Source organism: Exiguobacterium mexicanum, from assembly GCF_005960665.1.
Lineage (GTDB): Bacteria > Bacillota > Bacilli > Exiguobacteriales > Exiguobacteriaceae > Exiguobacterium > Exiguobacterium mexicanum_A.
In genome coordinates, this window is record NZ_CP040676.1 from 2591333 (window position 1) to 2615862 (window position 24530).

Consider the following 24530-nt stretch of genomic DNA (forward strand, 5'->3'; position numbering starts at 1 on the left):
CTCCTTTCATTCTTCTGAATCAAATTCGACCCGTTCGACGGTCCCATCGATCGCATTGACGAAGTAGACGTCCTCGTCAATCGTAATCGACCAGAGCGGCGGCATGATGATCAAGCTGCCGGAACTGTCGAGCGGCAGGCTATAGAAGCCCGTGTTGATGGCCCGCATCTCTTGGTTCGGCTGGAAGTACTTCCGGGCCGCGAGTTGCGAGATCGCCTCGCTCGCCGTCAAGACGAGATCGTCTTGCGACTTCGAGGACAAGTTCGTCAAATGACGTTGTTTATAGTCGGTCACTTCAAGCGCTTCGTTCAATTGAAGCAACAGGAGCGACGGACCGATGTACTGCTCGGTCCCCCCATCGATCTCGGGGTTCGAGAAGATCTTATTGTTCTCATACGTCTGTACGAAGGCGACTTGACGCGTCTCGGCGTCATAGCGCCAGTACGCATACTCGGAACCGAACGGGACATACTCGGAGACGAACGTCGACGCAGTCGTCCGTAAATCGTCTTGATCGAGCGGGACCGGCTGTTTGAGCTCGACTTCGAGTTGCATATTGTCGAGCGTCGTCGCCAGTTGGGCTTCCCGGTTCTTCGTGATCATCGAGGCCGACATCTGTTCCGACGACCCCGTCAAATAACCGATATCCCGACCCATCCGCGGCAACTTCGACGCATCGACGTTTCGTTGGTCCAAGATTTGCGCGATCGACGTATTATCGTTCGTCACGACCTCTGTCGCCCACGTTTCCGTCAAAAGCTGGAACAACAGGTAGATGTTCAGCGCGAGGAAGGCGAAGAGAAGAATCGTTTTCGCTTTACTCCAATCCACGATACATCATCCTTTCTGTCCAGTCATCCGGTTGATCGAATGGGATCCATCTTCCGGCTTCCCGAACGAACCAGTTCGGGGAGAACGTGACGTAACGGCTCGTGTCTTCATTGTATTCGATCTCATACCCGAGTCGAATCTCGGTCACGTTTTCAAATCGTCCGGCATTGACGAGCGTATCGACCACATCTTGTCCGTCCGCGAGCTGTGTCGTCCCGACCGAGATCAAGCGATCGATCTCGAGATGGTGCCGAGTGATCGACCGGACTTGTGTCCCGTCGTTCTCGACACGCAACGTCGATAAGTCGACGGCATCGTTATTGATAAACGCCTCCCGTTGACTGAACACCGGGAAACCCTTCACGTGAAACCGGAACACGGTCGTTTCAAAGCCTTTGTTGGCCGGAGTGATCGCATCAAACCGAAGCGACAAACCTTGGCTCTCCGACGTCTCATCGACCCAACCTCCGTGGAAGTTGACGAACTCGACGATCGTGTCGAGTCCGATGACCGACTCCTGTTCCGAACTGTTGCGTGATAAGTTTCGATAACGGCTCGCGTTCAGGTTCGCATCATATTCGGCGACGCTAATCCCGTTCGTGAGTGCGCCCACGGAGCTGGCCGGATCGACTTCCTGCACGTTCGGGTCGCCCGGGAAGAACGTATCGCGCATCCAATCGAGACGGGCCGAGATTTGAATCTGAGATACGTCGTAAGCGAACAGCTCGTTCATCTCCGGTCCGACGACGGGGATGTAGTTGACGCGTTCATCCGTGTACGTGACACGACGCATCGATCGGTCTGAGTCTTTCAAGAACAGACTGTTGACGTCCCCTTGGCCGACTTTCGACAAACGCCCTTCCCAAAGTGATTGGTCGCTCATGATCGTGCGGATGCGCCACGTGTCGTCCTCCATGAAGATGAGGGCCCGCTGTGGCACTTTCCCGGACAAGCTGTATGAGCCCGGAAGCATGTAGCTGAGTGTATCCGCATAATACGGCTCCGGTAAAATCAATTCGACGGCCTCATCGACACCCGCATACAAACTCGGGACGTTCTTGACGGCGAGCGGTTTAAATTCGCTCGCCTCGAACGACTCCCGGATGACACGCATAATCTGTTTCGGTGAGTTTTTCGTGGCGAAGACGGCGTTGTTCTCGTGGACGACCGTCTGGGCCGGTACGATGACTTGGCGCGGTTGTCGCTGCAGCGACTCATCCACCGTCGCGACTTGCGTCTCTGACTGGACCGACTGATACTTCGGATGGTAGTCCCAGAGGATGACCGTTTGGACGATGGACGTGACGATCAAGGTGAGCAAGACGAGCGATTTCACTAGTTCTGGCTTCGCCAAGAAGCGTGGTCGTTCCATCAGTCATTCACCTCCACGATCGTATCGAATGGGATGGTGAAGTAAATCGTCGTCCCGCGTCCGAACTCACTCTCGGCCCAAATGTCGCCGCCATGGGCGGAAACGACTTCTTTGGCAATCGACAAACCAAGTCCGGTCCCGCCGATATTGCGGGCCCGAGCCTTATCGACCCGGTAGAACCGTTCAAAGATTTTCTTCAAATTCGATTTCGGAATGCCGACCCCTTCATCTTTAATACCGATGACGAGTCGCTTGGCACGGAGCATCGTCCGGAACGTGATCGTCCCGCCTTCTGGCGAGAACTTGATGGCGTTCGTGATGATGTTGTCGATGACCTGCGTCATCTTATCTTGATCGGCGTGGACGTATACCCGACGTTTCATGAGCTTCCGGCGGAACTGGATCGTCTCGCCTTTCGTCATCTCATGCCGGTCGATGATGTCGTTGAAGAACTGGATAAAATCGAACTTCACTTTTTGCATCGTATACTCTTTGCTGTCCATCTTCGATAGCTGCAACAGATCGTTGACGAGGCGAATCATCCGCTCCGTCTCATTCTGGGTCGTCTCGAGGAAGCGCGGGGCGAGCTCATCGTCCTTGTATGCGCCTTCCGCGAGCACTTCGAGGTAACTCCGCATCGTCGTGAGCGGCGTCCGCAGCTCGTGGCTGACGTTCGCGACGAACTCGCGGCGGTCTTGCTCGACTTGTTCTTGCTCGGTCACATCGTGCAGAACGACGATGAGACCGGTGATCGGTCCGCTATGCTTTTGAATCGGTGAGAAGTAGGCGCGGACGAGGAATAGTTCTTCGTCCGTACTGAGGTCGATCAGTTTCGGCGGCATCGTCCCGTCTTCCGGAATGACGATCTCGTCATCGAATTCGAGCAAGTTCTGTAGGTTCGCCCCCATCGCTTCTTCTTCAGCGAGCCCGATCATATCGCGGGCTTGGTCGTTCATCAAGATGACGCGCAAGGAGCGATCCGTCGCGACGACCCCGTCCGACATGTTCTCGAGGACGCTCGTCAAGCGGCGCCGTTCGGCTTCCGTCGTTGCGTTCGCCTCCATGAGTTCATCGGTCAATTCGTTGAAGGCGTAAGCAAGTTGGCCGACCTCGTCGTCGGAATAGACTTTAACTTTCCGCGAGAAATTCCCTTTTCGCATCTCGACGGCTTGACGACGCATATCCGCAATCGGTCGCGTGATCGTCCGTGACAGCAACACCCCAAGGATCGATGTGATGATGAGAGCGATGAGCGTCCCGGTCGCGAGAATCCTCGTCACTTGTTCCATTTGGTTATAGATGGACTGCATCGAGGCCTCGATATAGATCATACCGGTCGTCGTCCCATCGACCTTGGATTTGACCGGGACGGCGACGACACGCATGCGTTCGTTCGAGTCTTCATAGACGAGCGTCTCTTGCGCTCCGCTCGTCGCAAACGATTTTTGAATAAACGAGTTCGCCGTCCGTTGTCCGACGAGACTTTGGTTATTCGGATTCGACGTCGCCCGGACGACACTGTTCGTGTCGATAATCTGGACTTCGCGAATGTCATCAGCTAGCGTCGTGCTCTCCGTAAACTCAGACAGCAGTTGATCCAGTACCTGGTTCAACTGCTGGTCCGAAGTCGAGTCACCGCCGTTCGATGCGATCCCTTCACTGACGTTATAGCTCAGAAGGTTGGCGCGATCGACGAGCGACTGCGAGAAGTTGTTGATGTATTGTCGTTCGAGGGAGCGCACAAAGTACACTCCGATGACTTGCATCGCAACAAGAATGAGCAGCGCATAGATGACGACGAGCTTCCACTGGATAGATTTAAAGAAGTTCGTCCGTTTCATCGTTTAGTCTTCTTCTCCTGCTTTTAAATAGTAACCGACACCACGGCGCGTGATGATATACGTCGGCGTCGATGGGTTGTCTTCGACTTTTTCGCGCAAACGTCGGACCGTCACATCGACCGTACGGACGTCGCCGAAGTAGTCATAGCCCCATACCGTCTGGAGCAAATGCTCGCGCGTCATGACTTGCCCGATGTTTTGGGCAAGATAATGGATGAGCTCGAACTCACGGTGTGTCAGTTCGATTTTCTCTTCCCGTTTCGTGACCATGTATGAATCCGGATGAATCGTCAAGTCACCGATGACGATATCATTGGCGTTGGCACCTTTCGTTTCTGGGGCCGGGGCCGTTGCATGACGGCGCATGTTCGCCTTGACGCGGGCCAAGAGCTCGCGCGAGCTGAACGGCTTCGTGACGTAATCGTCAGCACCGAGCTCGAGTCCGAGCACTTTATCGATCTCAGAGTCTTTCGCCGTCAACATGATGATCGGCATATCGTATTTCTTCCGGACTTCACGGCATACTTCCATACCGTCTTTGAGCGGCAACATGATGTCGAGCAAAATCAAATCTGGTTTGACTTCTTCGACTTTCACGAGCGCCTCTTCCCCGTCATAGGCGACGTGGACTTGGTAACCTTCTTTTTCAAGCTTAAACTTCAATATATCTGCGATTGGTTGTTCGTCATCTACCACTAAAATCGTACGATCCATTCAGTGAGTCCTCCTCTTATCGTTAAACGTACATGTCTACATTGTAACTCTTTTTCTATAGGTTAGAAAGCGTGGTCCATTTCCGTGGAAATGAAAAGAGAGCCACGAGGACTCTCTGTCTTATGCTTCGTAAATATCACGTAAGATGACCGTCTGCTCACGTGCCGGTCCGACCGAGAACGTCAACAATTCGATACCTGTCAACGCTTCGATGCGCTTGACATAGTTCTGCGCGTTCACCGGCAAGTCTTCGAACTTGCGAACGCCTGTGATGTCTTCTGTCCAGCCTGGGAGCTCTTCAAACACCGGTTTGCACTGTTCGAGCACGCGGAAGTTCGGTGGGTACTCGTCGAGGAGCTTGCCTTCGAACTCGTATGCCGTACAAATCTTGAGCGTCTCAAGACCTGTCAACACGTCGATTGAGTTGAGGCAAAGGTCTGTGATGCCGCTGACGCGGCGCGAGTGGCGGACGACGACCGAGTCGAACCAACCGACGCGACGCGGGCGTCCTGTCGTCGTACCGTACTCTTTTCCGACTTCACGGATCGTGTGACCGATCTCATCGTCAAGCTGGGTCGGGAACGGGCCGTCTCCGACACGTGACGTGTACGCCTTACAGACGCCGACGACGTGATGGATCTTCGATGGTCCGATTCCGGCACCGCTCGATACGCCGCCTGAAGCTGCGTTCGATGATGTGACGAACGGGTACGTTCCATGGTCGATGTCGAGCAAGACACCTTGTGCGCCTTCAAATAACACTTTCTGTTCTTCGTCGAGCGCGTTGTTCAACACGACCGATGTATCACATACGTACTTGGCGAACTGTTGGCCGTACGTGTAGTATTCTTCGAAGATGTCATCGAATTCAATCGCATCGACTTCATACATCTTCACGAACATGCGGTTTTTAATCGCGAGGACGGTCTTGAGCTTCTCGGCGAACACTTCTTTGTCGAGAAGGTCAGCGATGCGAATCCCGATACGCGCCGCTTTGTCCATGTAGCAAGGACCGATCCCTTTGAGCGTCGTCCCGACTTTGGCGTCGCCTTTCGCGTCCTCTTCGAGCTTGTCTTGCAATTGGTGGTACGGCAAGATGACGTGGGCCCGGTTCGAGATGCGGAGGTTATCCGTACTCACGCCACGCTCGTGCAAGTACGCGAGCTCCGTGACGAGCGATTTCGGATTGACGACCATCCCGTTCCCGATGACACATGTTTTGTCCGAGTAGAAGATCCCCGATGGAATCAAGTGAAGTTTATACTTCGTATCGTTGAAGACGATCGTATGACCAGCGTTGTCTCCCCCTTGATAACGCGCGACGACCTCGGCCTGCTTCGATAAGAAGTCCGTGATTTTCCCTTTACCTTCATCGCCCCACTGCGTTCCCACTACGACTACTGATGACATAATGAATCCTCCTTGTAGATAAACGTTCTATTCAAACCATCCGTAAGTGTACACTTGCTTCTCGCGAAAGTCAACCTAATACCGAACGATATTTTTACGTTGTAACCTTTCGTTCGTTATTGACGCATCATTTCTCATCCAACGAATGAATTCTTCAAAAATTGAATACGTTTAGGTCCAAAGACCGACAAAAAAGGCGACGTCTCGTGACGTCGCCTTTGGCGGAATGACTCGTCCTACATCGGTGGCGCAAAAGCTTGCGTCTCCATGTTGACGAACTTGTTATATTCTTTTCGGAACGAGAGCTTGACCGTGCCGGTCGGACCATTACGCTGTTTGGCGATGATGATCTCGATCGTGTTGGCGTCTTCACTCTCTTTATCGTAATAGTCGTCCCGGTAGAGGAACGCGACGATATCGGCATCTTGCTCAATCGCCCCGGATTCCCGGATATCCGACATCATCGGCCGCTTGTCTTGACGGCTCTCAACACCACGTGAGAGCTGGGACAAGGCGATGACCGGCACTTGAAGCTCACGCGCGATCGCTTTGAGCGTACGTGAAATCTCCGAGACTTCTTGTTGCCGGTTCTCGCCCGGCTTGCCGTTCCCGACGATGAGCTGCAAGTAGTCGATCATGATCATGCCGAGGCCGTGCTCTTGTTTCAAGCGGCGGCACTTGGCCCGGATCTCGTTGACGCGAAGACCCGGCGTATCATCGATATAGATACCGGCTTGTGACAGCGACGACATGGCGAGCGAGAGTCGCCCCCAGTCCTCGGCCTCGAGCCGACCCGTCCGCAGACGCTGGGCGTCGATATTGCCTTCCGCACAGAGCATCCGCATGACGAGCTGCTCGGCACCCATCTCCAAACTGAAGATGGCGACGTTCTCGCCGGTACGGACGGCCACGTTTTGCGAGATGTTGAGGGCGAAGGCCGTCTTCCCGACGGAAGGACGGGCCGCGACGATAATGAGGTCGTTACGTTGAAACCCGGCCGTCATCTTGTCGAGATCGCTGAACCCGGTCGCGATACCGGTGATTTCGCCACTCGATTGGTGCAGTTTTTCAATCGTCGAGTAGGCGTCCGATAAGACGGAGCCGATCGGATGAAAGCTCGACTGCCCTTTTCGTTGCGAGACTTTCAAAATGTTCCGCTCAGCATCTGACAGGACGGCATCGACCTCGTCTTGGCGTTCATAGCCGTCCGAGACGATATTCGTCGCAGTCCGAATCAAGCGGCGGAGTGCCGCCTTTTGATCGACGACGTTCAAATAATACCCGATGTTCCCGATGGCTGGAACCGCCTCGGCGATTTCCGCCAAATAGTTCAATCCACCGATTTCATCGAGAATACCTTGGGCTTGAAGCTCCGAACTGAGCGTGACCAAATCGACGAGTTCGCCCCGGTCATTGATTTTCAGCATCGCCTCAAAGATCCGTTGATGGCTGACACGATAAAAGTCGTCCGGGTCGACCCGTTCCGAGGCCGTGATCAGCCGATCGGAATCGAGAATGACGGCCCCGAGGACAGCTTGTTCCGCTTCGACGCTATGTGGCGGGGTATTGACTTGAATCGCATCACTCATACGTGTCTACCTCACCTTCACGCTTCTTGAACATGAACGTTTAACGTAGCCGTGACGTCGTGGTGCAACTTCACCGGCACTTTCGTAAACCCGAGCGCTTTGATTGGGTGTTCGAGCTCGATTTTACGCTTGTCGATCTTGTAGCCCATCCCTTTCAACGCTTCACCGATTTGTTTGCTCGTGACCGATCCGAAGACGCGACCGCCCTCACCTGACTTCGTCTTGACGACGATCGTCTCTTTTTCAAGCTTGTCCTTCAACTGCTGGGCTTGTTTCAATTCTGCTTCAGCCGCTTCTTCGGCGCGTCGCTCTTTTGCGGCGAACGCCTTCAAGTTACCCGGTGTCGCTTCGACCGCCAAGTTCTTTTTAAAGAGTACGTTCTTCGCGTAAGCGTCCGCGACGTCTTTGACGTCACCAGCTTTACCTTGACCTTTAACATCTACTTTTAAAATGACTTTCATTCAGAATCCTCTCCCTCTGTTTCATCTGTCATATAATGATCAATCGCTTCTTGTAATAACGTTTTCGCCTGTTCCGGGCTCACGTTCAATTGTGTCGCCGCATTCGTCAAATGACCGCCCCCGTCCAGCATCTCCATGATGACTTGGACGTTGACATCACCGAGCGAACGGGCACTAATGCCGGTTCGGCCGTCAGGTAAGACGGCGATGACGAACGATGCTTTGACGCCCTCCATATTAAGGAGCTGGTCAGCGGCTTGGGCGATCAACACTTGATGGTGCACTTCATCGTCCGAGGCGACGGCGATCGCCATGCCGTCGGAATAGATGTCCGTGTTTTCGAGAATATGAGACTGTTCGATATACGAATCGAGGTCTTGCCGCATGAAGTGCTGGACGAGCACGGTGTCTGCCCCTTGAATCCGAAGGAAGGAAGCGGCATCGAACGTCCGCGACCCGGTCCGCAAGGTGAATCCTTTCGTGTCGACCACCATACCTGCGAGGAGCGACGTCGCTTCTAAAATCGATAGCTTGCGCGTACCGGCCTGATACTCGATCAACTCCGTTACGAGTTCGCACGTCGAGGATGCGTACGGCTCCATATAGACGAGGACCGGATCTTCAATGAACTCTTCACCACGGCGATGGTGGTCGATGACGACGACCCGTTCCGCGCGGTCTAGAATATCCCGCGAGATGACGAGCGACGGCCGGTGCGTATCGACGACGACGAGGAGCGTCTGTTCGTCGATGAGGGGTTGAGCCTCGAACTCGGTCAAAAAACGGCTATACAGCTCTTCGTCGTTTTCGACTTCATTGACGAGACGTTGGATCCCAACGCTCGTCTCGCCGGCCGGGATGACGACGTACGCCTCACGTCCGACAAATTCAGCCAGTTTCATGATGCCGATGGATGCTCCAAGCGAGTCCATATCCGGGTTTTTATGCCCCATGATCAGGACACGGCTCGACTCGCGAATCAAATCACGCATCGAGTTCGAGATGACGCGGGCGCGAACCCGGGTCCGTTTCTCGGTCGGGTTCGTCTTGCCGCCGAAAAAGCGGACTTTCCCGTTATGACGTTTGACGACGACTTGATCCCCGCCGCGTCCGAGCCCTAAATCAAGGCTCGATTGCGACAAGTTCCCCAGTTCCGTCAGCGTCGTCTCCCCACAACCGATCCCGATGGAGAGTGTGAGCGGAATTTTATGCTCTTTCGTCGCCTCACGGACCTCATCGAGAATCGAGAATCGATTGTTCTCGAGTTCGGAGAGCGTCCGTTCGTTCATCACGAGAAAGAAACGATCGGCTGCCGTTCGACGCATATAGATGTGGTATTTTTGAGCCCATTGGTTCAAGAGGACGGTCACGCGTCGATTGATTTCACTCCGGACCTGTTCATCCACAGCGGTTGACATCTCGTCATAGTTGTCTAAGTATAAGACGCCGATCACCGTCTGTGTTTCCGAGTATTTTTGTTCAATCTCTGCCTCATCCGTCATGTCGAACAAGTAAAGGGTCTGATATTCCTTATTGTAGAGGACCCGATAAACGCGGTCTCCGACTTCGATGGTCGCCTCGTCCTCTTCTTCCTCAATCAACTCGGTGAACGCCGAGTGAATCGAATCGATCGAGATCCCGAGTTCCATCTCGAGCTCAAAGATGAGTCGAGACTGTTCATTGAACCAGCTGATGCGACGAGTTTCGTCAAAGACGAGAATCCCAATCGGCATGCCGGTGAGCGCTTCTTTCCCGACGTCTTCGATTCGATGCGACAAAGAATGGACGTATTGTTCCCACGCCTTGCGTTCTCGTCGAATCGTCACTTGCTGATAGATGAAAAAAATCAGCGTGCCCACGAACAGGGTGATTGCCGCCACAATGCTGTAGAACGCCAATCCTAACGCGACAAGCAGTCCAATCACATATGGAACGGCGTGACGCGCGTACTGGTTCTTCACTGATGTTATTGCTTCACCACTGTACATGTGTGCCTCCTAAAATGAGTGGTGTTCCACCCATGATATCTAAATGGTTTCTGCTCTATCATACCATATCCGTCCGTTTCACTTACACTCCTACATCGGCTCGGAAAACAAAAAACGACCTATCCCGAGGGATAAGCCGTGTGTCAAAAATTACTCTGCAACGTATGGAAGCAAAGCCATTTGACGTGAGCGCTTGATAGCGACAGTAAGTGGACGTTGGTATTTCGCTGAAGTACCAGTCACACGACGTGGAAGAATTTTACCACGCTCCGAAACGAAGCGTTTGAGCAATTCTACGTCTTTATAATCGATATGAGTGATGTTGTTCGACGTAAAGAAACATACTTTACGACGACGACGACCTCCTGGACGACGTGCCATGTGAAGACCTCCTTTTTAGTTTAGTTTCGAATCGACGCGATCAAAATGGTAGATCGTCATCCGATAAGTCGATTTTTCCGCCACCCGAGAACGGGTCAGCTTCAAAACCTTTGTTTGAGTTCGAGGACTGAGATGAAGTCGAAGAAGCGGCTGCGCCCCATCCTGATCCACTTGACTCACCACCACCGAAGACATCTCCAGCCGGTGCTGTATCACGTTGCGTTGAAGCACCGCGTGGTTCAAGGAAGCGTACGCTATCGGCTACGACTTCTGCCCGGTAACGACGTTGGCCATCTTGACCTTCGTAACTACTGATTTGAAGGCGACCGTCTACGCCGGCCATGCTGCCTTTTTTCAAATATTGTGCTACGTTCTCTGCTTGTTTGCGCCAAACGACACAATCAATAAAGTCCGCCTCGCGCTTCCCATCTTGTCCAGTGAATGGACGATCGCAAGCGAGAGTGAAGCGAGTTACGGCAATCCCGCTCTGCGTATAACGCATTTCTGGATCGCGTGTCAATCGACCAACTAACACAACTCGGTTAATCATCTCAAAGCTCCCCTTTCGCAATATGAAGCGTTAAGAATTAACGCTCGTCTTTAGTTGTCATTTGACGGACAACGTCATCAGAGATCTTCATGAGACGCTCTGTTTCTTGAATCGCTTTAGGCTCAGCAGTGATGTTGAGAAGAACGTAGTGTCCTTCGCGCATCTTGTTGATTTCGTAAGCGAGACGACGTTTACCCATGTCTGTTGTTTTATCAACAGTACCACCGTTTTCAGTGATGACGTTGTTGAAGCGTTCGATTAAAGCTTTCTTAGCTTCCTCATCAACTGATGGACGGATAATGTAAAGAAGTTCGTATTTACGCATTATCTTTCACCTCCTCTTGGACTAACGGCTCCTACCGGTTGTAGGAGCAAGGAGCAAACAATTGTTTTACTCACGTCATAATATACTATCAAACTTCTGTTCATTTTACAATACGTTTGCGGAAAATGGCTTAAACGTTGAAGCGGAACGTGACAACATCGCCGTCTTGGAAGACGTATTCTTTTCCTTCTGAGCGAAGTTTCCCTTGTTCTTTAACTGCCGTCATGTTGCCGGCAGCTGACAAGTCTTCATACGATACGACTTCGGCACGGATGAACCCACGTTCAAAGTCAGAGTGGATGACGCCCGCACATTGTGGAGCTTTCATGCCTTGCTTGAACGTCCAGGCGCGCACTTCTTTCTCACCAGCCGTGAAGTATGTGGCGAGACCGAGCGTCGAGTAGGCGGCACGAATCAATTGATCGAGCCCCGACTCTTCGATGCCGAGGTCTTGCAAGAACTCAAGGCGCTCTTCTGGCTCGAGTTCTGAGATTTCTTCCTCGATGCGAGCACAGATGACGATTACTTTCGCCTCTTCTGTCGCGGCGTGTTCACGAACTGCTTGGACGTAAGGATTTTGGTCCGCGTCAGCCACTTCGTCCTCACTCACGTTCGCGACGTAAAGCATCGGCTTCATCGTGAGCAACTGGAAATGTTTGACGATAGCGAGTTGATCCTCTGTCAATTCAGCAACACGAGCCGGGCGCTCCGATTCGAGGACTGCTTGAACGATTTCAAGTGCTTCGAGCTCTTGAGCTGCGCCTTTGTCTTTCGACTTGACCATTTTTTGAACGCGTGTGATGCGTTTCTCGACCAATTCAAGGTCGGCCAAAATCAATTCGAGGTTGATGGTCGTGATGTCATCGATCGGTGAGACTTTACCCGCGACGTGTGTGATGTTGTCATCTTCAAAGCAACGGACGACTTGGCAAATCGCGTCGACTTCACGGATGTTAGCCAGGAATTTGTTTCCGAGCCCTTCCCCTTTTGACGCACCTTTTACGATTCCGGCGATGTCTGTAAACTCAAATGCGGTCGGTACGGTCTTCTTCGGTTTGACGAGTTCCGTCAACCGGTCAAGACGCGCGTCCGGTACTTCGACGACCCCAACGTTCGGGTCGATCGTGGCGAACGGATAGTTGGCTGCCTCTACACCGGCTTGCGTGATGGCGTTAAATAATGTCGATTTCCCGACGTTCGGTAATCCGACGATTCCTGCTGTTAATCCCACTTGTATTTCCTCCTCATCCGGCTTTCCCGGGAAATGTTGATCCGTCTGTGGAGTGGGTACGTTCAGTACACCACACCGTCACATCCTTCACAATTATAGTTAGTCCTCGATTAAACCGCAACTCACGGTTGTAACATAGAGAAGAACGCCACTTATTCAGCGGCGTTCTCTTGTGGAAGCACTTTTTTCAATCGCTTATCAAAGTCGCGGCGCGGCATGAGTACACTCGCCCCGCAGCCTTGACACTTGATACGAATGTCCATCCCGACCCGAGTCACCTGCCAACGGTTCGTCTGACAGGCGTGTGGTTTCTTCATTTCTACAAAATCGTTCAACTCATACGATTTAGCCTGCATTTTCGGGCGCTCCTTTAGTCGATGTGGTTGGCGGCATCATGACGGTCCGCGGATACGGGATCTCGATTCCGCGCTCATCAAGTCCGGTTTTCAACTCTTTATGCAAAATCCGTCCGGCCGCGAAGTGTTGCGTCGGTGGAACTTCGGCCATGAGACGATAGACGACTTCCGATGGTCCGAGCGACTGGACCCCGGCGAGCGTGATCGGCTCGATGAACAAGTCGTGATACTTCTCTTCGACCGTCTTCGCGATCTCTTTCAACGCCTTCTCGACTTTGCCCATGTCTTCTTCATAGGCGACACCGATATCGACGACCGCGACGCTGTTCTCGAGCGAGTAGTTCGTCACTTGCATGATCTGTCCGTTCGGGATGATCGTCACTTGCCCGTTCAATCCCTTCAACTTCGTCGTCCGAATCCCGACTTCGATGACGGTCCCGTCGACTTGTTGATTCAAATTGACGTAATCCCCGTTCTTGTATTGATTTTCAAAGATGATGAAGGCGCCCGTGATGACGTCTTTCACCAAGTTCTGCGCCCCGAACGAGATGGCGAGACCGGCGACCCCGGCCGATGCGATCAAACCAGCGATGTTGACGCCGAACTGGCCTAGCACCGTCAAAATCATAATCAAGCCAAGGACGTACCGAATCGTGTTTTGAGCCAGTTTTGACAGCGTCTCATTTTGGCGCTGGGCCACGATATTATCTTCTTTGATTTTGCGCAAGGCGAACACGCGCTGCACCATCGACGTCAAAATGCGTGACGCCACATAAAGCGCCAAGATGATGAGCGCGACACCTGTCAATTTAATGCCGAGCCCAATCCACATCTCCGTGTCTTGGAAATAAGCGACGAACCGATTGACGTTATCAATCGTCTCATCGGCCACTGTGCTCAAGTCTGTATCTGTATTTTGTGAAGCCATGTTGTCACCTCTAAAGTTATAGATTCTAACTCATCAAACCATAATTGACGACTTTTCTCAAACCCTACATCCGGACGTTATAAGTTTCGGTGTTCCGGGAATGGGATAATACGGTTTCATTCCGCAATTGCAACTAGACGTAGGCAGCTTAGAAGAGAGGATGAGATTCATGCCGTTTCGCCTAAAACCTCATAAACCATACTCTTTCTTCATCGAACATACCGAACGGAGTGGATCCAAGCTCTTTGCCGATCAACTGCACGACCAGTTGGCGAAAGAGACGCATCGTCCCATCGTCCTCGTGTGTATCGGCTCCGACCGTTCCACGGGGGATTCACTCGGACCGCTCGTCGGTACCTTCCTCGAAGAACGGTCCGTTCGCAATATCCATGTTTACGGGACACTGACAAAACCGGTCCATGCCTTGAACCTCGTCGAGACGCTCCACGAGATTCAGACACGATTTCACCGCCCCCTCATCATTGCAATCGACGCCTGTCTCGGCCGATTGTCGAGTGTCGGGTATATCTTCTTTTCGGAAGGGCCGCTCGCTCCTGGCGCCGGCGTCCAAAAAGAGCTCCCTTCGGTCGGTGAATACAACATCAAAGCTGTCGTCAACGTGAGCGGCTTTATGGAGATGATGATTTTGCAGAACACACGCTTACATCTCGTCTACGAGTTGGCCCGTTTCATCACCGACGGGTTCGTCGAGTTCGACTTACGAATCGGACGGCTCCATCAAGAAGAGGCAGCCATTACCCGGCTTCGTCAATCTCGCGACGAATCGAAATCTTGAGGCGATAAAAGCGTCAACAAATGCTCCAAATCGTCTTGCGAGAAATACTTCAGCTCGAGGACGCCCCCTTTTCGACGCGGGCGAATCGATACATCCATTTGAAGACGTTCCGCTAGCACCGCCTCGACGGCTTCCACGTCGGCGTCCGAGCGTTTGAGCGTCTTTTTTTCAATGCGCTCTTTTTGTAAATAGCGCTCGAGCCGTCGGACCGTCCATTGCTCGGCGATGACGCGACGGGCAATCTGTTCCATCGCCTGAACCGATTTCATGCCGGTGATGGCCCGGGCGTGGCCCATCGTCAACTCACCGACCATGACCGCATGCTGGACCGCATTCGGTAACCGAAGCAGTCTGAGGCTGTTCGTCACATGGCTCCGACTCTTGCCGACGCGTTCGGCCAGTTGTTGCTGGGTCAATCCGAGCGTTTGCATCAACTGTTCGTAGGCGAGCGCCTCTTCGATCGCGTTCAAGTCGGCACGTTGAATATTCTCAATCAAGGCGAGTTCCATGACGCGGTCCGAGTCGGCCGTGACAATCAATGCCGGGATATCCGTCTTGCCGGCTAACTTCGCAGCTTGAAACCGGCGCTCGCCGGCGATGATTTCATAAAACCCACTCGCTTTACGGACGACGATTGGTTGCAACACACCATAACGTTCAATCGATTGCCTGAGCTCGTCTAGCTTTTCTGGCTCGAACTGCTTACGGGGCTGGTTCGGGTTGGGACGAATGTGTTTAATCGGTAACCGTTCCATCCTGATTCCTCCATTCCTTCTGACTGATAGCTATAAAAAAAGCACAGGCTCACTTTTGTGGCCGTGCTTTCGGGATTCGAATTCGAATTTCAACAAATTCGTCTTCTTCGACTTCCTCGGTCTGGACTTCAATCCCGGTCTTTCCGATCAAACTGACCGAGTCCCGGATCGTATTGAGGGCGATTCGCGTGTCACGTGCGAAACTTTTCGTCCGACGGCGTTGCTTTTTCGGTTTCCGCTTCTCTTCTTCAATCGGTGTCGTCAAGAAGGCGACGCGTTCTTCCGTCTCTTTGACGTTAAAGTCCTGCTCTATAATCTCCATGAGCACTTGGAGCTGGAGTCCTTCCTCTTTGAGCGGCAAAAGCGCCCGAGCGTGACGTTCATTGATTTGGCGGTCGCGCAAACATTGCTTGACGTCGTTCGGCAATTTCAACAGGCGTAGTTTATTGGCAATCGTCGACTGACTCTTGCCGAGACTCTTCGCGAGCGCGTCTTGTGTCAGACCTTTCATGGCGAGCAGACGATCATACGCCTCTGCTTCCTCAATCGGACTGAGCTGTTCGCGTTGCAAGTTCTCAATCAGCGCCAAGGCAGCTGTCGTATCGTCATCCATCTCCCGGACGATGGCCGGAATGACCGACCAGCCGAGCGATTTAACGGCGCGGAAGCGGCGTTCCCCAGCGATAATCTCGTAGCGATCCCCTTCCGCCTTGCGAACGACAATCGGCTGCAAAAGACCATGTTCGTCAATCGTGACGGCCAATTCGTCAATTTTAGCCGGCTCGAATACTTTACGCGGTTGATAACGGTTCGGTAAAAGCAACGATAAGGCAATTTCTTGGACAGCATCATTCGATTTGACTTCTGCCAGTTCCGCGACGGCTACTTCCGGACGACTTCCGAACAGTTTAGCAAATGTTTTCTTCAACGTCGGCACCCCTCTATGTAAAAAATAAGCAGATTCCACTACCGGAATCTGCTTTTAGTTTCACGTGAAACACTATTGCTCAGATTAGCGGCTCTTTCGCTGGGGTACCCGCTTTACGTGGATATTTCCCAGGCGTTTTTCGTAATTTATCTACAATTACGATATTACGCTCACTCATCTCTCCTGGCAATAGGAACTGGTGTGTCGTTTTTACTTTCCCACCGAGCACGGCCAAGGCGTTTTTCGCATCGATAAGCTCGTCAGAAACCTTCGCTGCTTTGAGCGCTACGAACGTTCCGCCGACTTTTGCAAGCGGTAAACAGTACTCGGCGAGCACCGTCATCCGGGCAACTGCACGGGCGGTTACGACATCAAATTGCTCACGAAATTTTTTATTTTTTCCAAACTCTTCGGCGCGTCCATGATGGAACGCCACACCTTCTAACCCGAGCGCGAGCGCGAGTTCGTTTAAGAACGTGATTCGCTTGTTAAGCGAGTCGATAATCGTCACGTGAAGGTGCGGGAATAGAATTTTGAGCGGCAAACTCGGGAATCCAGCCCCGGCACCGACATCACATACGGTATCCACGTTTGCGAAGTCGAAATGGAACGCCGCACTGAGCGAGTCATAGAAATGCTTCAAATACACTTCTTCCTTGTCCGTGATCGCCGTCAAATTCATCTTCTCATTCCACTCGACGAGCATCTCGAAATACAGTTCGAACTGAGCGAGTTGTTTCTCGCTCAATTCAAACCCTTCTGCCTGCAGCGCCTCAATAAATTGGGATTGGTTCATCGTTTCACTCCACTGTCGCGTATTGTCCTTGCTCGATATAGACAAGAAGGATCGAAACGTCCGCCGGGTTTACCCCGGAAATACGTGACGCTTGTCCAATCGAGAGCGGACGAACTTGTTTTAGTTTTTGTTTCGCTTCCGTCGCAAGACCACCGATTGCATCGTAATCGAGTTTCTCCGGAATCCGTTTTTCTTCCATCCGACGCATCTTCTCGACTTGCTCGAGCTGCTTCGAGATGTAGCCTTCGTATTTCACTTGAATCTCGACTTGCTCCGCCACTTCAAACGGCACTTCGATCGGGGCCGGTGCAAAGCGCATGAGCGTCGCGTACGTCACTTCTGGCCGCTTCAAAAGAATACTGGCATGCGTCGCTTCTTTGAGCGGGTTCGCGCCAACTTCTTCGAGCACGGCGTTCACGTCAGCCGACGGTTTGATGACGAGTCCGTTGAGACGTTTTACTTCTGCCGCAATCGCGACTCGTTTGTCTTCAAGATGGGCATGACGCTCTGGTGACAATAGACCGACTTCATGACCGATGTCGCTCAAGCGAAGGTCCGCATTGTCGTGACGCAGGAGCAACCGATACTCGGCACGGGATGTGAGCAAGCGATACGGCTCGTTCGTCCCTTTCGTCACGAGGTCGTCAATCAAGACGCCGATATACGCCTGTGAGCGGTCCAAGATGACCGGATCTTTGCCGAGCACTTGGCATGCGGCGTTGATTCCGGCCATGATTCCTTGTCCGGCCGCTTCTTCATAGCCGCTCGTCCCGTTGATTTGACCTGCCGTGAACAATCCGCCGACCGTCTTCGTCTCGAGTGTCGGCCAAAGTTGCGTCGGTACGACTGCATCGTACTCAATCGCGTATCCAGGGCGCATCATCTCTGAGTTCTCAAGCCCTGGAATCGTCCGGAGCATTTGATGCTGAACGTCTTCCGGCATACTCGTCGAGAAGCCTTGCACGTAAATTTCTTCCGTGTCGCGACCTTCTGGCTCGAGGAAGATTTGGTGACGCGGTTTATCGTTGAACCGGACGACTTTATCTTCAATCGATGGGCAGTAACGCGGGCCCGTCCCTTTGATGGCACCTGAGTACATTGGCGAACGATGCAAGTTCTCATCAATCAATTGGTGCGTCCGCTCGCTCGTGTAGGTGAGCCAGCACGGGATTTGCTCGATCGGGTCGAGGTCTTTCGATGTGTAGGAGAAGAGCGACGGATTGTCGTCCCCTGGTTGAATCTCCGTCTTCGAGTAATCGATCGTCTTGCCGTCGATTCGTGGTGGTGTCCCCGTTTTGAAACGGACGAGTTCGAGCCCGAGCTCTTCTAAATGCTTCGATAATTCGACCGAAGGCATCTGGTTGTTCGGACCGCTCTCATACGACAACTCGCCGATGATGATTTGACCGCGCATGAACGTACCCGTCGTGACGATGACCGCTTTCGAGCGGTACTCCGAACCGGTATTCGTGACGACACCGGCGACTTTCCCGTCTTCGATGAGAAGTCGTTCGACGAGCGCTTGACGAAGCAATAGGTTCGGTTCGTCTTCAAGCACTTTCTTCATATGATTTTGGTATTGGAATTTGTCCGCTTGCGCCCGTAATGCGCGCACTGCTGGACCTTTTGATGTGTTGAGCATCTTCATTTGAATGTATGTCGCATCGATCGCCTTCGCCATCTCGCCGCCGAGGGCATCGATTTCGCGAACGACGATCCCTTTCGCGGGACCACCGATCGATGGGTTGCAGTACATGAATCCGACCATATCCGGATTCATCGTGAGCATCGCCGTTTTCGCGCCCATGCGTGCCGACGCCAGTGCGGCCTCGATCCCTGCATGACCGGCTCCGATGACGATGACATCAAACTCGCCTGCCGTGTAAGCCATAGTTGTTCCTCCTTATTATTTCCCAAGACAAAACTGTGAAAAGAGTTGATCAATCAAACTTTCTTGAACGGTGTCCCCGTTGATCTCGCCGAGCGTGTCCCACGCCCGTCGTAAATCGATTTGGACCATATCGATCGGCAAATTCATGACGGCACTTCCGAGCGCCTCATCGATTTGTTCGATCGTCCGTTTGATGAGTTGAATGTGTCGTGCGTTCGAGATATATGTCATATCCTGTGATTCGACGCCTTTAGCGAAGAACAAGTTCGAGATCGCCTTCTCCAATGCGTCGATTCCCTCTTCTAATAAGAGAGACGTCGCCACGATCGGGCGACCTGCCGCTAGTTTCTCCAGCTTAGAAGAATCCATACTTTGTGGCAAGTCCGTCTTATTGATGATGATGATCGCATTCATACCAGCAATCGCCTCAAACAAGGCCTCATCCTCGACAGTCAGACCTTCGTGCCCGTTCAAGACGAGCAAAATCAAGTCCGCGCCCGTGAGCGCCTTGCGCGATTTCTCGACACCGATCCGCTCGACGATGTCTTCCGTCTCGCGAATCCCTGCCGTATCAATCAATTTGAGCGGAACGCCTTTGACGTTCACATACTCTTCAATCGTATCGCGCGTCGTGCCGGCGATTTCCGTGACAATCGCTTTCGTCTCTTGAACGAGCGTGTTCATGAGCGATGACTTGCCGACGTTCGGCCGACCGATAATCGCTGTCGCGAGACCTTCCCGCAAGATTTTCCCTTGTCGCGCCGTCTCAAGCAGTTGCTCGAGCACACGTTTCACTTCGCCCGCCTTGTCTTCGACGATGGCCTGGGTCATCTCTTCGGCGTCGTATTCCGGGTAGTCGATATTGACCTCGACCGCCGCAATCGTCTCAAGCAACAATTGACGCAACTCGCGGACAAGCCGTGACAAACGTCCTTCCATTTGTGACATGGCGACGTTCATGGCCCGATCCGTTTTGGCCCGAATCAAATCCATGACGGCCTCTGCTTGCGACAAATCGATGCGTCCATTTAAAAAGGCGCGTTTCGTGAACTCGCCAGGTTCTGCCAAGCGGATGTCCGGTTGTTCAAGAATCAGCTCGAGGACACGATTGACCGCGACGATTCCTCCGTGGCAATTGATTTCGACGACGTCTTCTCGCGTGAACGTCTTCGGTGCGCGCATGATGCTCACCATGACTTCATCGACGACCTCGTCCGTGCCAGGACGTTTCAATTTTCCGTAATGGATCGTATGTGACTCCACTTTCGTCAAATCTTTTCCAGAAAACACACGGCCCACCGTCTCGACGGCGCGGTCACCGGACAAGCGGACGATTCCGATTGCCCCTTCACCCATCGGCGTCGAAATCGCCGTAATCGTGTCAAACTCTAGCATCATCTTTCCCTCCCATACTTCTTACTACTTCCTCTATCTTATGCATAACGCACCTACTATACACGATATTTGTCTCGAACGAAAGAGTCCGACCTCTCGAGCAACGGTTGCATTTCAAGGAATTACTTTAGTACAATAAAGGAATATATTTCCATGGAGGACGTGATGAAATGCGACAGCAAGATGCCATCGCCACATTGACCGACAGCCTCATCTCCGACACGGATGTGCAGGCCATTTTCTTGAAAGGATCGTTCGGACGTGGTGAAGCGGACGAACATTCCGATGTCGACTTGTACGTCATGGTCGCCCCTGACAGCCTGAATGAGTTCTTGCCGCGCCGCCGCGACCATCTGGCCACATATCGCCCGATCCTGCTCGAGGACGAAATCGATATCGTGGCCCCGCAACTGATCGTCGTCTATGATGATTTCTTGCATCTCGACTTCTTCACGGTGACGGCGGACACGTTGAACCATCAAGACACAATTACGGTGCTGTACGATCCGGAACACCGACTGCAACATCACCCGAGTTCGCTCACTTTATCTGTTGAAAATTTGAGCGGACACGTGTTTGATGCGATTTGGTTCTTTTTCCAATATACGAAAGCCCGTGACCGCGGCAACGATGTCTGGGCCGTCGAGATGCTCCGGCAAGGCATGAGTCATTTCGCTTACGCACTTGCCGCTCACTATGAACCTGAACGGGCCGCGCTCGGGTTGAAAGACGTGGCCGCCCGGCAGCGGATTGAAATCCGGACCTTTTATGAAGCGTTGACACCCGACCATCATGCGACAGCCGCTCGCTGGTATATCTCCCGTCTCGAAGCCGAGCGTCCCTTCTTCGAGACGACCGTTGCGTTCGAAGTGATTCGTCCGTTTTTGGACCGACTCGTCACCCGTGAAAAAAGCCGCTCCTGATGTGAGCGGCTTTCGTTTATGCTTGCTGACGTCTCGACGAGCGGAGCGTGAAATAGAGCACCCATTCGATCACCCCGACGGCGATGAGAAAACCGCCGAACAATTGGAACAAGACGAGCAGGCTATCGAACGGGTTCGCCAACATGAGCAGGCCAATCCCAATCCACAATAGACTGCTCAGCATGAAGTACATCCACCGATTGGCGATCGTCCGGCGAAATCCGACGGCTTGAATCAACCGGATGATCCCCCCGAACAAGAAGAGGGCACCGATGAAGATTGGAAGCAGGCTCGCTAACGTCTCGGCGAAGAAAAAGACGATCAAGGCGATCAATAGATAGATGATTCCCATAAAAAAGCCGGGTGGGAGGCCGTTTCGTTTGTGGCGCAACCCTTGAACGATGGCGATTAGACCGATGATGGCAAAATAAGCCGCGACCACATAGACAATCGCATCAAAAAAGAAACGTGGATATAAGATGATGAGTAAACCGATGATGACATAAAGTGCTGCCTGAATGAATGTCGACCGTTCCAACCGTTTGATAAGCGTCTCCATTTGAAAGACCCCTTTCCGATGTAACGAAGTAGACCACTTCTTCCTTTATTCCCGTATTCGGCCCTTATCCATCCGAAGCGACAAAAAAAGGCTGTGGATTGGTTATCCACAGCCTTAGGATTTATTTACGTTTTTTCTTTTTCGTCTTCTTCTCTTCTTCAGCAAGCGCGGCACGTTCTGCTTCTTTCGCCGCAATCTTCGCTTCAGCTTGGACTTTCATCTTCTCACGCATCGGGAGCATGATTGCCATCGTCACGATGATCGAGATGATGTAACCGACGACCCAGTACATCGAGAGGGCAGCCGGAAGGGTAATCGACATGACGAAGATCATCACCGGGAAGATGTAGAGCATCATTTTCAATTGTGGGTTTTGTTCTTGGCCCGCCATTGAAATTTTTTGCTGTGCAAACGTCAAGATTGCCGCGAGAATCGGCAAGATGAACGTCGGATCTGGTGCCCCGAGGTCGAACCAAAGGAACTGCGCTTCAAAGATTTCAGGTGTCCGACGGATCGCATCGTAGAACGCGAAGAGGATCGGCATTTGAATCAAGATTGGCAAGCAGCCCGCGAGCGGGTTGATTTGATACTCTTGATACATCTTCATCATTTCTTCTTGAAGCTTGCGTTGCGTCTCTTGGTCTTTCGAGCTGTACTTCTCACGAAGCTTGAGCATTTCCGGTTGCAACACTTGCATCGCACCCATGCTCTTCGTCTGCTTGATCATAAGCGGTAAAATCAAGAGACGAACGATAATCGTCGCAACGATGATCGAGTATCCGTACTGCCACGTCCCACCGATTAAGTAAGCCGCTTCTTTCAACAACCATGCCAATGGCCAAACAAAGTATTTCGACCAGAAGCCTTCCGTCTCAGCCGTGATCGGCTCTCCTTGGATCGTCGATGGGTCGACACAACCAGCCATCAACATGATGACGCCGGTCATGACGGCCAACAATCCTAATTTTAGCTTTTTGCTCATAGTTCCTCCTACGCTTTCTTTATCGATTCTTTTGTTTCATCACACGTCTATCGGTCAATCCTAATTAGTTCGCATTATATATGAAAGAACGAGCTCGGATTGTTACGATCGATCGACTTGTCTCTGTTTCCAAACTTTAGCCCGTTTAAAGACGTGTTTCAAGCTTTCCGTCACTTCATCTTGTGTAAGGGACGTCGCAGGTTTGCGCGCAATGATGACGTAATTGTGCGGAGCCACGTTTGGTTCGAGCAAGCGAAGTGATTCACGCATCAATCGTTTCATCCGGTTTCGTTCCACGGCATTTCCAAGCTTTTTACTGACCGAAAGTCCGACCCGGAAGTGCGCTTGATCCGCTTTTTGCGTGTAGACGACAAACTGACGATTGGCCACGGAGCGTCCTTCACGAAACACCGCTTGGAACTCTTCATTCTTTTGCAGGCGGTATTCTTTTTTCAAAATTCTCACTCCATCCTTCACTTCAAAAATCGTCAACTAACATCATACCATATCCCATTCGTTTCAACGAGGGCGAATCAGCTTTTTCCGTCCGTTTGTGTGACTTCTGTGACGATATAAAAAAAGATTGCCCAAGGAAAAATCCTCGGGCAATCTCATGATCTTTATTAGACAGTCAAGGCTTTGCGACCTTTACGACGGCGAGCTGCAAGAATGTTGCGGCCGTTTTTAGTCGCCATGCGAGCACGGAATCCGTGGACTTTCTTACGCTTACGGTTGTTAGGATTGAAAGTTGGTTTCATGGTTAAAGCACCTCCTCAAGGTTAACGCTCTATTAGCAAGTTATAGTTTCATTTAAGGCAGTCTTTAAGATTATATAAACAGTTCCCCAGATTGTCAATGAATTTTCGTTAGGTTTTCCATTAGGGCGAAATCAATTGCCAGGGGAGGGGGAGACGATCTCTGGATGGCACGATTTAGAAGAAACGGAAGCGTTAAGTAACATCGAGAATTAACAATCTTACAGTGACTTTTTTACAAACAGCTGTCTTAAGCCATTTTATCCACATATCCCAAGAGTTATCCACACTTATATGTGAATAACTCCTTCTTTTTCAACAAATTAAGCATGCCGTTTCTTAATTTTTCATTTTCTTCTTTTAAAAAAATATTCTTCTCCATTCCTTCTTCCTCTTTTGTGTATAACTTTTCTGACCACAACTTTGCTTACTAACAATTATCCACAACATATCCACAGTTTATCCACACTGTACACAGCATGTGGATAACTGCCTGTGGATTCTTTTGGTCGTCTGTGGATAAATATCAAAAACCGTTGCCACGTCTATTTTATTTTGATAAACTGAATGTGCACAAACTTGTGGATGAACTTTTAGCAATTCCAAGATATACACAGGCTGTGGATAACTGTTATCCCCAACATCAACACCATGTGGATAACGTTATCCACAGTTTTTGTTCTCTGGGGATAACCCTAGTATCTACTATAGAATAGTGAATGTGTATATCATGTGAATAAGTTTCGCCAACATGTGAGTAAAGGAGGTCTTTC

25 protein-coding genes are annotated in these 24530 nt (G+C 51.7%); 2 read left to right on the top strand and 23 right to left on the bottom strand.

The features are described from left to right. Positions 1 to 6 precede the first annotated feature (6 nt). From FED52_RS13665 to FED52_RS13730, 14 genes are all read right to left on the bottom strand, one after another. Positions 7 to 831, bottom strand: coding sequence for a two-component system regulatory protein YycI (locus tag FED52_RS13665; RefSeq protein ID WP_138860240.1), 825 nt, complete (start codon positions 829 to 831; stop codon positions 7 to 9). After that, positions 818 to 2203, bottom strand: a complete 1386-nt coding sequence (gene yycH / locus FED52_RS13670) for a two-component system activity regulator YycH (RefSeq protein ID WP_034780327.1) — start codon at positions 2201 to 2203, stop codon at positions 818 to 820. Before yycH ends, FED52_RS13665 begins: the two co-directional genes overlap by 14 nt. Beyond that, positions 2203 to 4044 (bottom strand): cell wall metabolism sensor histidine kinase WalK, encoded by a 1842-nt coding sequence (walK, locus tag FED52_RS13675; RefSeq protein WP_138860241.1) that lies wholly within the window; start codon positions 4042 to 4044, stop codon positions 2203 to 2205. The genes yycH and walK overlap by 1 nt, the downstream gene beginning before the upstream one ends. Positions 4045 to 4047: 3 nt before the next feature. After that, positions 4048 to 4758, bottom strand: coding sequence for a response regulator YycF (gene yycF / locus FED52_RS13680; protein WP_034780323.1), 711 nt, complete (start codon positions 4756 to 4758; stop codon positions 4048 to 4050). A 120-nt stretch (positions 4759 to 4878) separates the two neighbouring features. After that, a complete protein-coding gene (locus FED52_RS13685; protein ID WP_138860242.1) occupies positions 4879 to 6168 on the bottom strand; it encodes an adenylosuccinate synthase in 1290 nt (429 codons plus the stop codon). Between the two features lie 236 nt (positions 6169 to 6404). Then, positions 6405 to 7757, bottom strand: a complete 1353-nt coding sequence (dnaB, locus tag FED52_RS13690) for a replicative DNA helicase (RefSeq protein ID WP_021067865.1) — start codon at positions 7755 to 7757, stop codon at positions 6405 to 6407. Between the two features lie 17 nt (positions 7758 to 7774). Beyond that, a complete protein-coding gene (gene rplI / locus FED52_RS13695) occupies positions 7775 to 8218 on the bottom strand; it encodes a 50S ribosomal protein L9 (protein WP_128123817.1) in 444 nt (147 codons plus the stop codon). Continuing rightward, entirely contained in the window at positions 8215 to 10206 is a 1992-nt protein-coding gene (locus FED52_RS13700) for a DHH family phosphoesterase (RefSeq protein ID WP_138860243.1), read from the bottom strand. Before FED52_RS13700 ends, rplI begins: the two co-directional genes overlap by 4 nt. Positions 10207 to 10356: 150 nt before the next feature. Beyond that, positions 10357 to 10587 (bottom strand): 30S ribosomal protein S18, encoded by a 231-nt coding sequence (gene rpsR, locus FED52_RS13705; protein WP_015880232.1) that lies wholly within the window; start codon positions 10585 to 10587, stop codon positions 10357 to 10359. A 40-nt stretch (positions 10588 to 10627) separates the two neighbouring features. Further along, complete coding sequence (ssb, locus tag FED52_RS13710) at positions 10628 to 11137, bottom strand: single-stranded DNA-binding protein (protein WP_024371077.1); 510 nt, start codon at positions 11135 to 11137, stop codon at positions 10628 to 10630. A 37-nt stretch (positions 11138 to 11174) separates the two neighbouring features. Further along, positions 11175 to 11462, bottom strand: coding sequence for a 30S ribosomal protein S6 (gene rpsF, locus FED52_RS13715; protein WP_021067861.1), 288 nt, complete (start codon positions 11460 to 11462; stop codon positions 11175 to 11177). Between the two features lie 130 nt (positions 11463 to 11592). Continuing rightward, complete coding sequence (ychF, locus tag FED52_RS13720) at positions 11593 to 12693, bottom strand: redox-regulated ATPase YchF (protein WP_034780315.1); 1101 nt, start codon at positions 12691 to 12693, stop codon at positions 11593 to 11595. Between the two features lie 152 nt (positions 12694 to 12845). Next, positions 12846 to 13049, bottom strand: coding sequence for a DUF951 domain-containing protein (locus FED52_RS13725; protein WP_034780313.1), 204 nt, complete (start codon positions 13047 to 13049; stop codon positions 12846 to 12848). Further along, positions 13039 to 13977, bottom strand: coding sequence for a mechanosensitive ion channel family protein (locus tag FED52_RS13730; protein ID WP_138860244.1), 939 nt, complete (start codon positions 13975 to 13977; stop codon positions 13039 to 13041). Before FED52_RS13730 ends, FED52_RS13725 begins: the two co-directional genes overlap by 11 nt. 169 nt (positions 13978 to 14146) lie before the next feature. Between FED52_RS13730 and yyaC the strand changes: the two genes are divergently transcribed. Next, positions 14147 to 14773 carry a spore protease YyaC gene (yyaC, locus tag FED52_RS13735; protein ID WP_138860245.1) on the top strand — a complete coding sequence of 209 codons (627 nt, stop codon included), beginning with the start codon at positions 14147 to 14149 and terminating at the stop codon, positions 14771 to 14773. Here yyaC and FED52_RS13740 read toward each other — a convergent pair. The 5 genes from FED52_RS13740 to mnmE all read right to left on the bottom strand — a co-directional run bounded on the left by FED52_RS13740 (position 14746) and on the right by mnmE (position 20538). Further along, positions 14746 to 15528 carry a ParB/RepB/Spo0J family partition protein gene (locus tag FED52_RS13740; RefSeq protein ID WP_138860246.1) on the bottom strand — a complete coding sequence of 261 codons (783 nt, stop codon included), beginning with the start codon at positions 15526 to 15528 and terminating at the stop codon, positions 14746 to 14748. The two genes, yyaC and FED52_RS13740, sit on opposite strands and share 28 nt — an antisense overlap. A gap of 49 nt (positions 15529 to 15577) precedes the next feature. Beyond that, positions 15578 to 16456: a nucleoid occlusion protein gene (noc, locus tag FED52_RS13745; RefSeq protein WP_167491866.1), complete on the bottom strand. Its 879-nt coding sequence runs from the start codon at positions 16454 to 16456 to the stop codon at positions 15578 to 15580. Positions 16457 to 16535: 79 nt separating this feature from the next. After that, complete coding sequence (gene rsmG / locus FED52_RS13750) at positions 16536 to 17252, bottom strand: 16S rRNA (guanine(527)-N(7))-methyltransferase RsmG (protein WP_034780307.1); 717 nt, start codon at positions 17250 to 17252, stop codon at positions 16536 to 16538. A gap of 4 nt (positions 17253 to 17256) precedes the next feature. Then, positions 17257 to 19143 carry a tRNA uridine-5-carboxymethylaminomethyl(34) synthesis enzyme MnmG gene (mnmG, locus tag FED52_RS13755; RefSeq protein WP_138860248.1) on the bottom strand — a complete coding sequence of 629 codons (1887 nt, stop codon included), beginning with the start codon at positions 19141 to 19143 and terminating at the stop codon, positions 17257 to 17259. A 15-nt stretch (positions 19144 to 19158) separates the two neighbouring features. Further along, positions 19159 to 20538 (bottom strand): tRNA uridine-5-carboxymethylaminomethyl(34) synthesis GTPase MnmE, encoded by a 1380-nt coding sequence (gene mnmE / locus FED52_RS13760; protein WP_034780303.1) that lies wholly within the window; start codon positions 20536 to 20538, stop codon positions 19159 to 19161. Between the two features lie 170 nt (positions 20539 to 20708). On the opposite strand from mnmE, the gene FED52_RS13765 reads away from it, so the two are divergent. Then, entirely contained in the window at positions 20709 to 21461 is a 753-nt protein-coding gene (locus tag FED52_RS13765; RefSeq protein ID WP_138860249.1) for a nucleotidyltransferase domain-containing protein, read from the top strand. A gap of 16 nt (positions 21462 to 21477) precedes the next feature. On the opposite strand, the gene FED52_RS13770 is transcribed toward FED52_RS13765, so the two are convergent. From FED52_RS13770 to rpmH, 4 genes are all read right to left on the bottom strand, one after another. Then, a complete protein-coding gene (locus FED52_RS13770; RefSeq protein WP_138860250.1) occupies positions 21478 to 22020 on the bottom strand; it encodes an HdeD family acid-resistance protein in 543 nt (180 codons plus the stop codon). Between the two features lie 121 nt (positions 22021 to 22141). After that, entirely contained in the window at positions 22142 to 23002 is an 861-nt protein-coding gene (gene yidC / locus FED52_RS13775; protein WP_034780298.1) for a membrane protein insertase YidC, read from the bottom strand. A 102-nt stretch (positions 23003 to 23104) separates the two neighbouring features. Continuing rightward, on the bottom strand, positions 23105 to 23458 hold the full coding sequence (gene rnpA, locus FED52_RS13780) for a ribonuclease P protein component (RefSeq protein ID WP_034780297.1): 354 nt from the start codon (positions 23456 to 23458) through the stop codon (positions 23105 to 23107). A 167-nt stretch (positions 23459 to 23625) separates the two neighbouring features. Then, entirely contained in the window at positions 23626 to 23760 is a 135-nt protein-coding gene (gene rpmH, locus FED52_RS13785) for a 50S ribosomal protein L34 (protein WP_015880216.1), read from the bottom strand. Positions 23761 to 24530 lie beyond the last annotated feature (770 nt).

Bases quoted from the DNA above. Each gene is read 5' to 3' on its own strand.
- yycH (WP_034780327.1), bottom strand. From the start codon at position 2,203: ATGGAACGACCACGCTTCTTGGCGAAGCCAGAACTAGTGAAATCGCTC.
- walK (WP_138860241.1), bottom strand. From the start codon at position 4,044: ATGAAACGGACGAACTTCTTTAAATCTATCCAGTGGAAGCTCGTCGTC.
- yycF (WP_034780323.1), bottom strand. From the start codon at position 4,758: ATGGATCGTACGATTTTAGTGGTAGATGACGAACAACCAATCGCAGAT.
- FED52_RS13685 (WP_138860242.1), bottom strand. From the start codon at position 6,168: ATGTCATCAGTAGTCGTAGTGGGAACGCAGTGGGGCGATGAAGGTAAA.
- dnaB (WP_021067865.1), bottom strand. From the start codon at position 7,757: ATGAGTGATGCGATTCAAGTCAATACCCCGCCACATAGCGTCGAAGCG.
- rplI (WP_128123817.1), bottom strand. From the start codon at position 8,218: ATGAAAGTCATTTTAAAAGTAGATGTTAAAGGTCAAGGTAAAGCTGGT.
- FED52_RS13700 (WP_138860243.1), bottom strand. From the start codon at position 10,206: ATGTACAGTGGTGAAGCAATAACATCAGTGAAGAACCAGTACGCGCGT.
- rpsR (WP_015880232.1), bottom strand. From the start codon at position 10,587: ATGGCACGTCGTCCAGGAGGTCGTCGTCGTCGTAAAGTATGTTTCTTT.
- ssb (WP_024371077.1), bottom strand. From the start codon at position 11,137: ATGATTAACCGAGTTGTGTTAGTTGGTCGATTGACACGCGATCCAGAA.
- rpsF (WP_021067861.1), bottom strand. From the start codon at position 11,462: ATGCGTAAATACGAACTTCTTTACATTATCCGTCCATCAGTTGATGAG.
- FED52_RS13725 (WP_034780313.1), bottom strand. From the start codon at position 13,049: ATGCAGGCTAAATCGTATGAGTTGAACGATTTTGTAGAAATGAAGAAA.
- FED52_RS13730 (WP_138860244.1), bottom strand. From the start codon at position 13,977: ATGGCTTCACAAAATACAGATACAGACTTGAGCACAGTGGCCGATGAG.
- yyaC (WP_138860245.1), top strand. From the start codon at position 14,147: ATGCCGTTTCGCCTAAAACCTCATAAACCATACTCTTTCTTCATCGAA.
- FED52_RS13740 (WP_138860246.1), bottom strand. From the start codon at position 15,528: ATGGAACGGTTACCGATTAAACACATTCGTCCCAACCCGAACCAGCCC.
- rsmG (WP_034780307.1), bottom strand. From the start codon at position 17,252: ATGAACCAATCCCAATTTATTGAGGCGCTGCAGGCAGAAGGGTTTGAA.
- mnmG (WP_138860248.1), bottom strand. From the start codon at position 19,143: ATGGCTTACACGGCAGGCGAGTTTGATGTCATCGTCATCGGAGCCGGT.
- mnmE (WP_034780303.1), bottom strand. From the start codon at position 20,538: ATGCTAGAGTTTGACACGATTACGGCGATTTCGACGCCGATGGGTGAA.
- FED52_RS13765 (WP_138860249.1), top strand. From the start codon at position 20,709: ATGCGACAGCAAGATGCCATCGCCACATTGACCGACAGCCTCATCTCC.
- FED52_RS13770 (WP_138860250.1), bottom strand. From the start codon at position 22,020: ATGGAGACGCTTATCAAACGGTTGGAACGGTCGACATTCATTCAGGCA.
- yidC (WP_034780298.1), bottom strand. From the start codon at position 23,002: ATGAGCAAAAAGCTAAAATTAGGATTGTTGGCCGTCATGACCGGCGTC.
- rpmH (WP_015880216.1), bottom strand. From the start codon at position 23,760: ATGAAACCAACTTTCAATCCTAACAACCGTAAGCGTAAGAAAGTCCAC.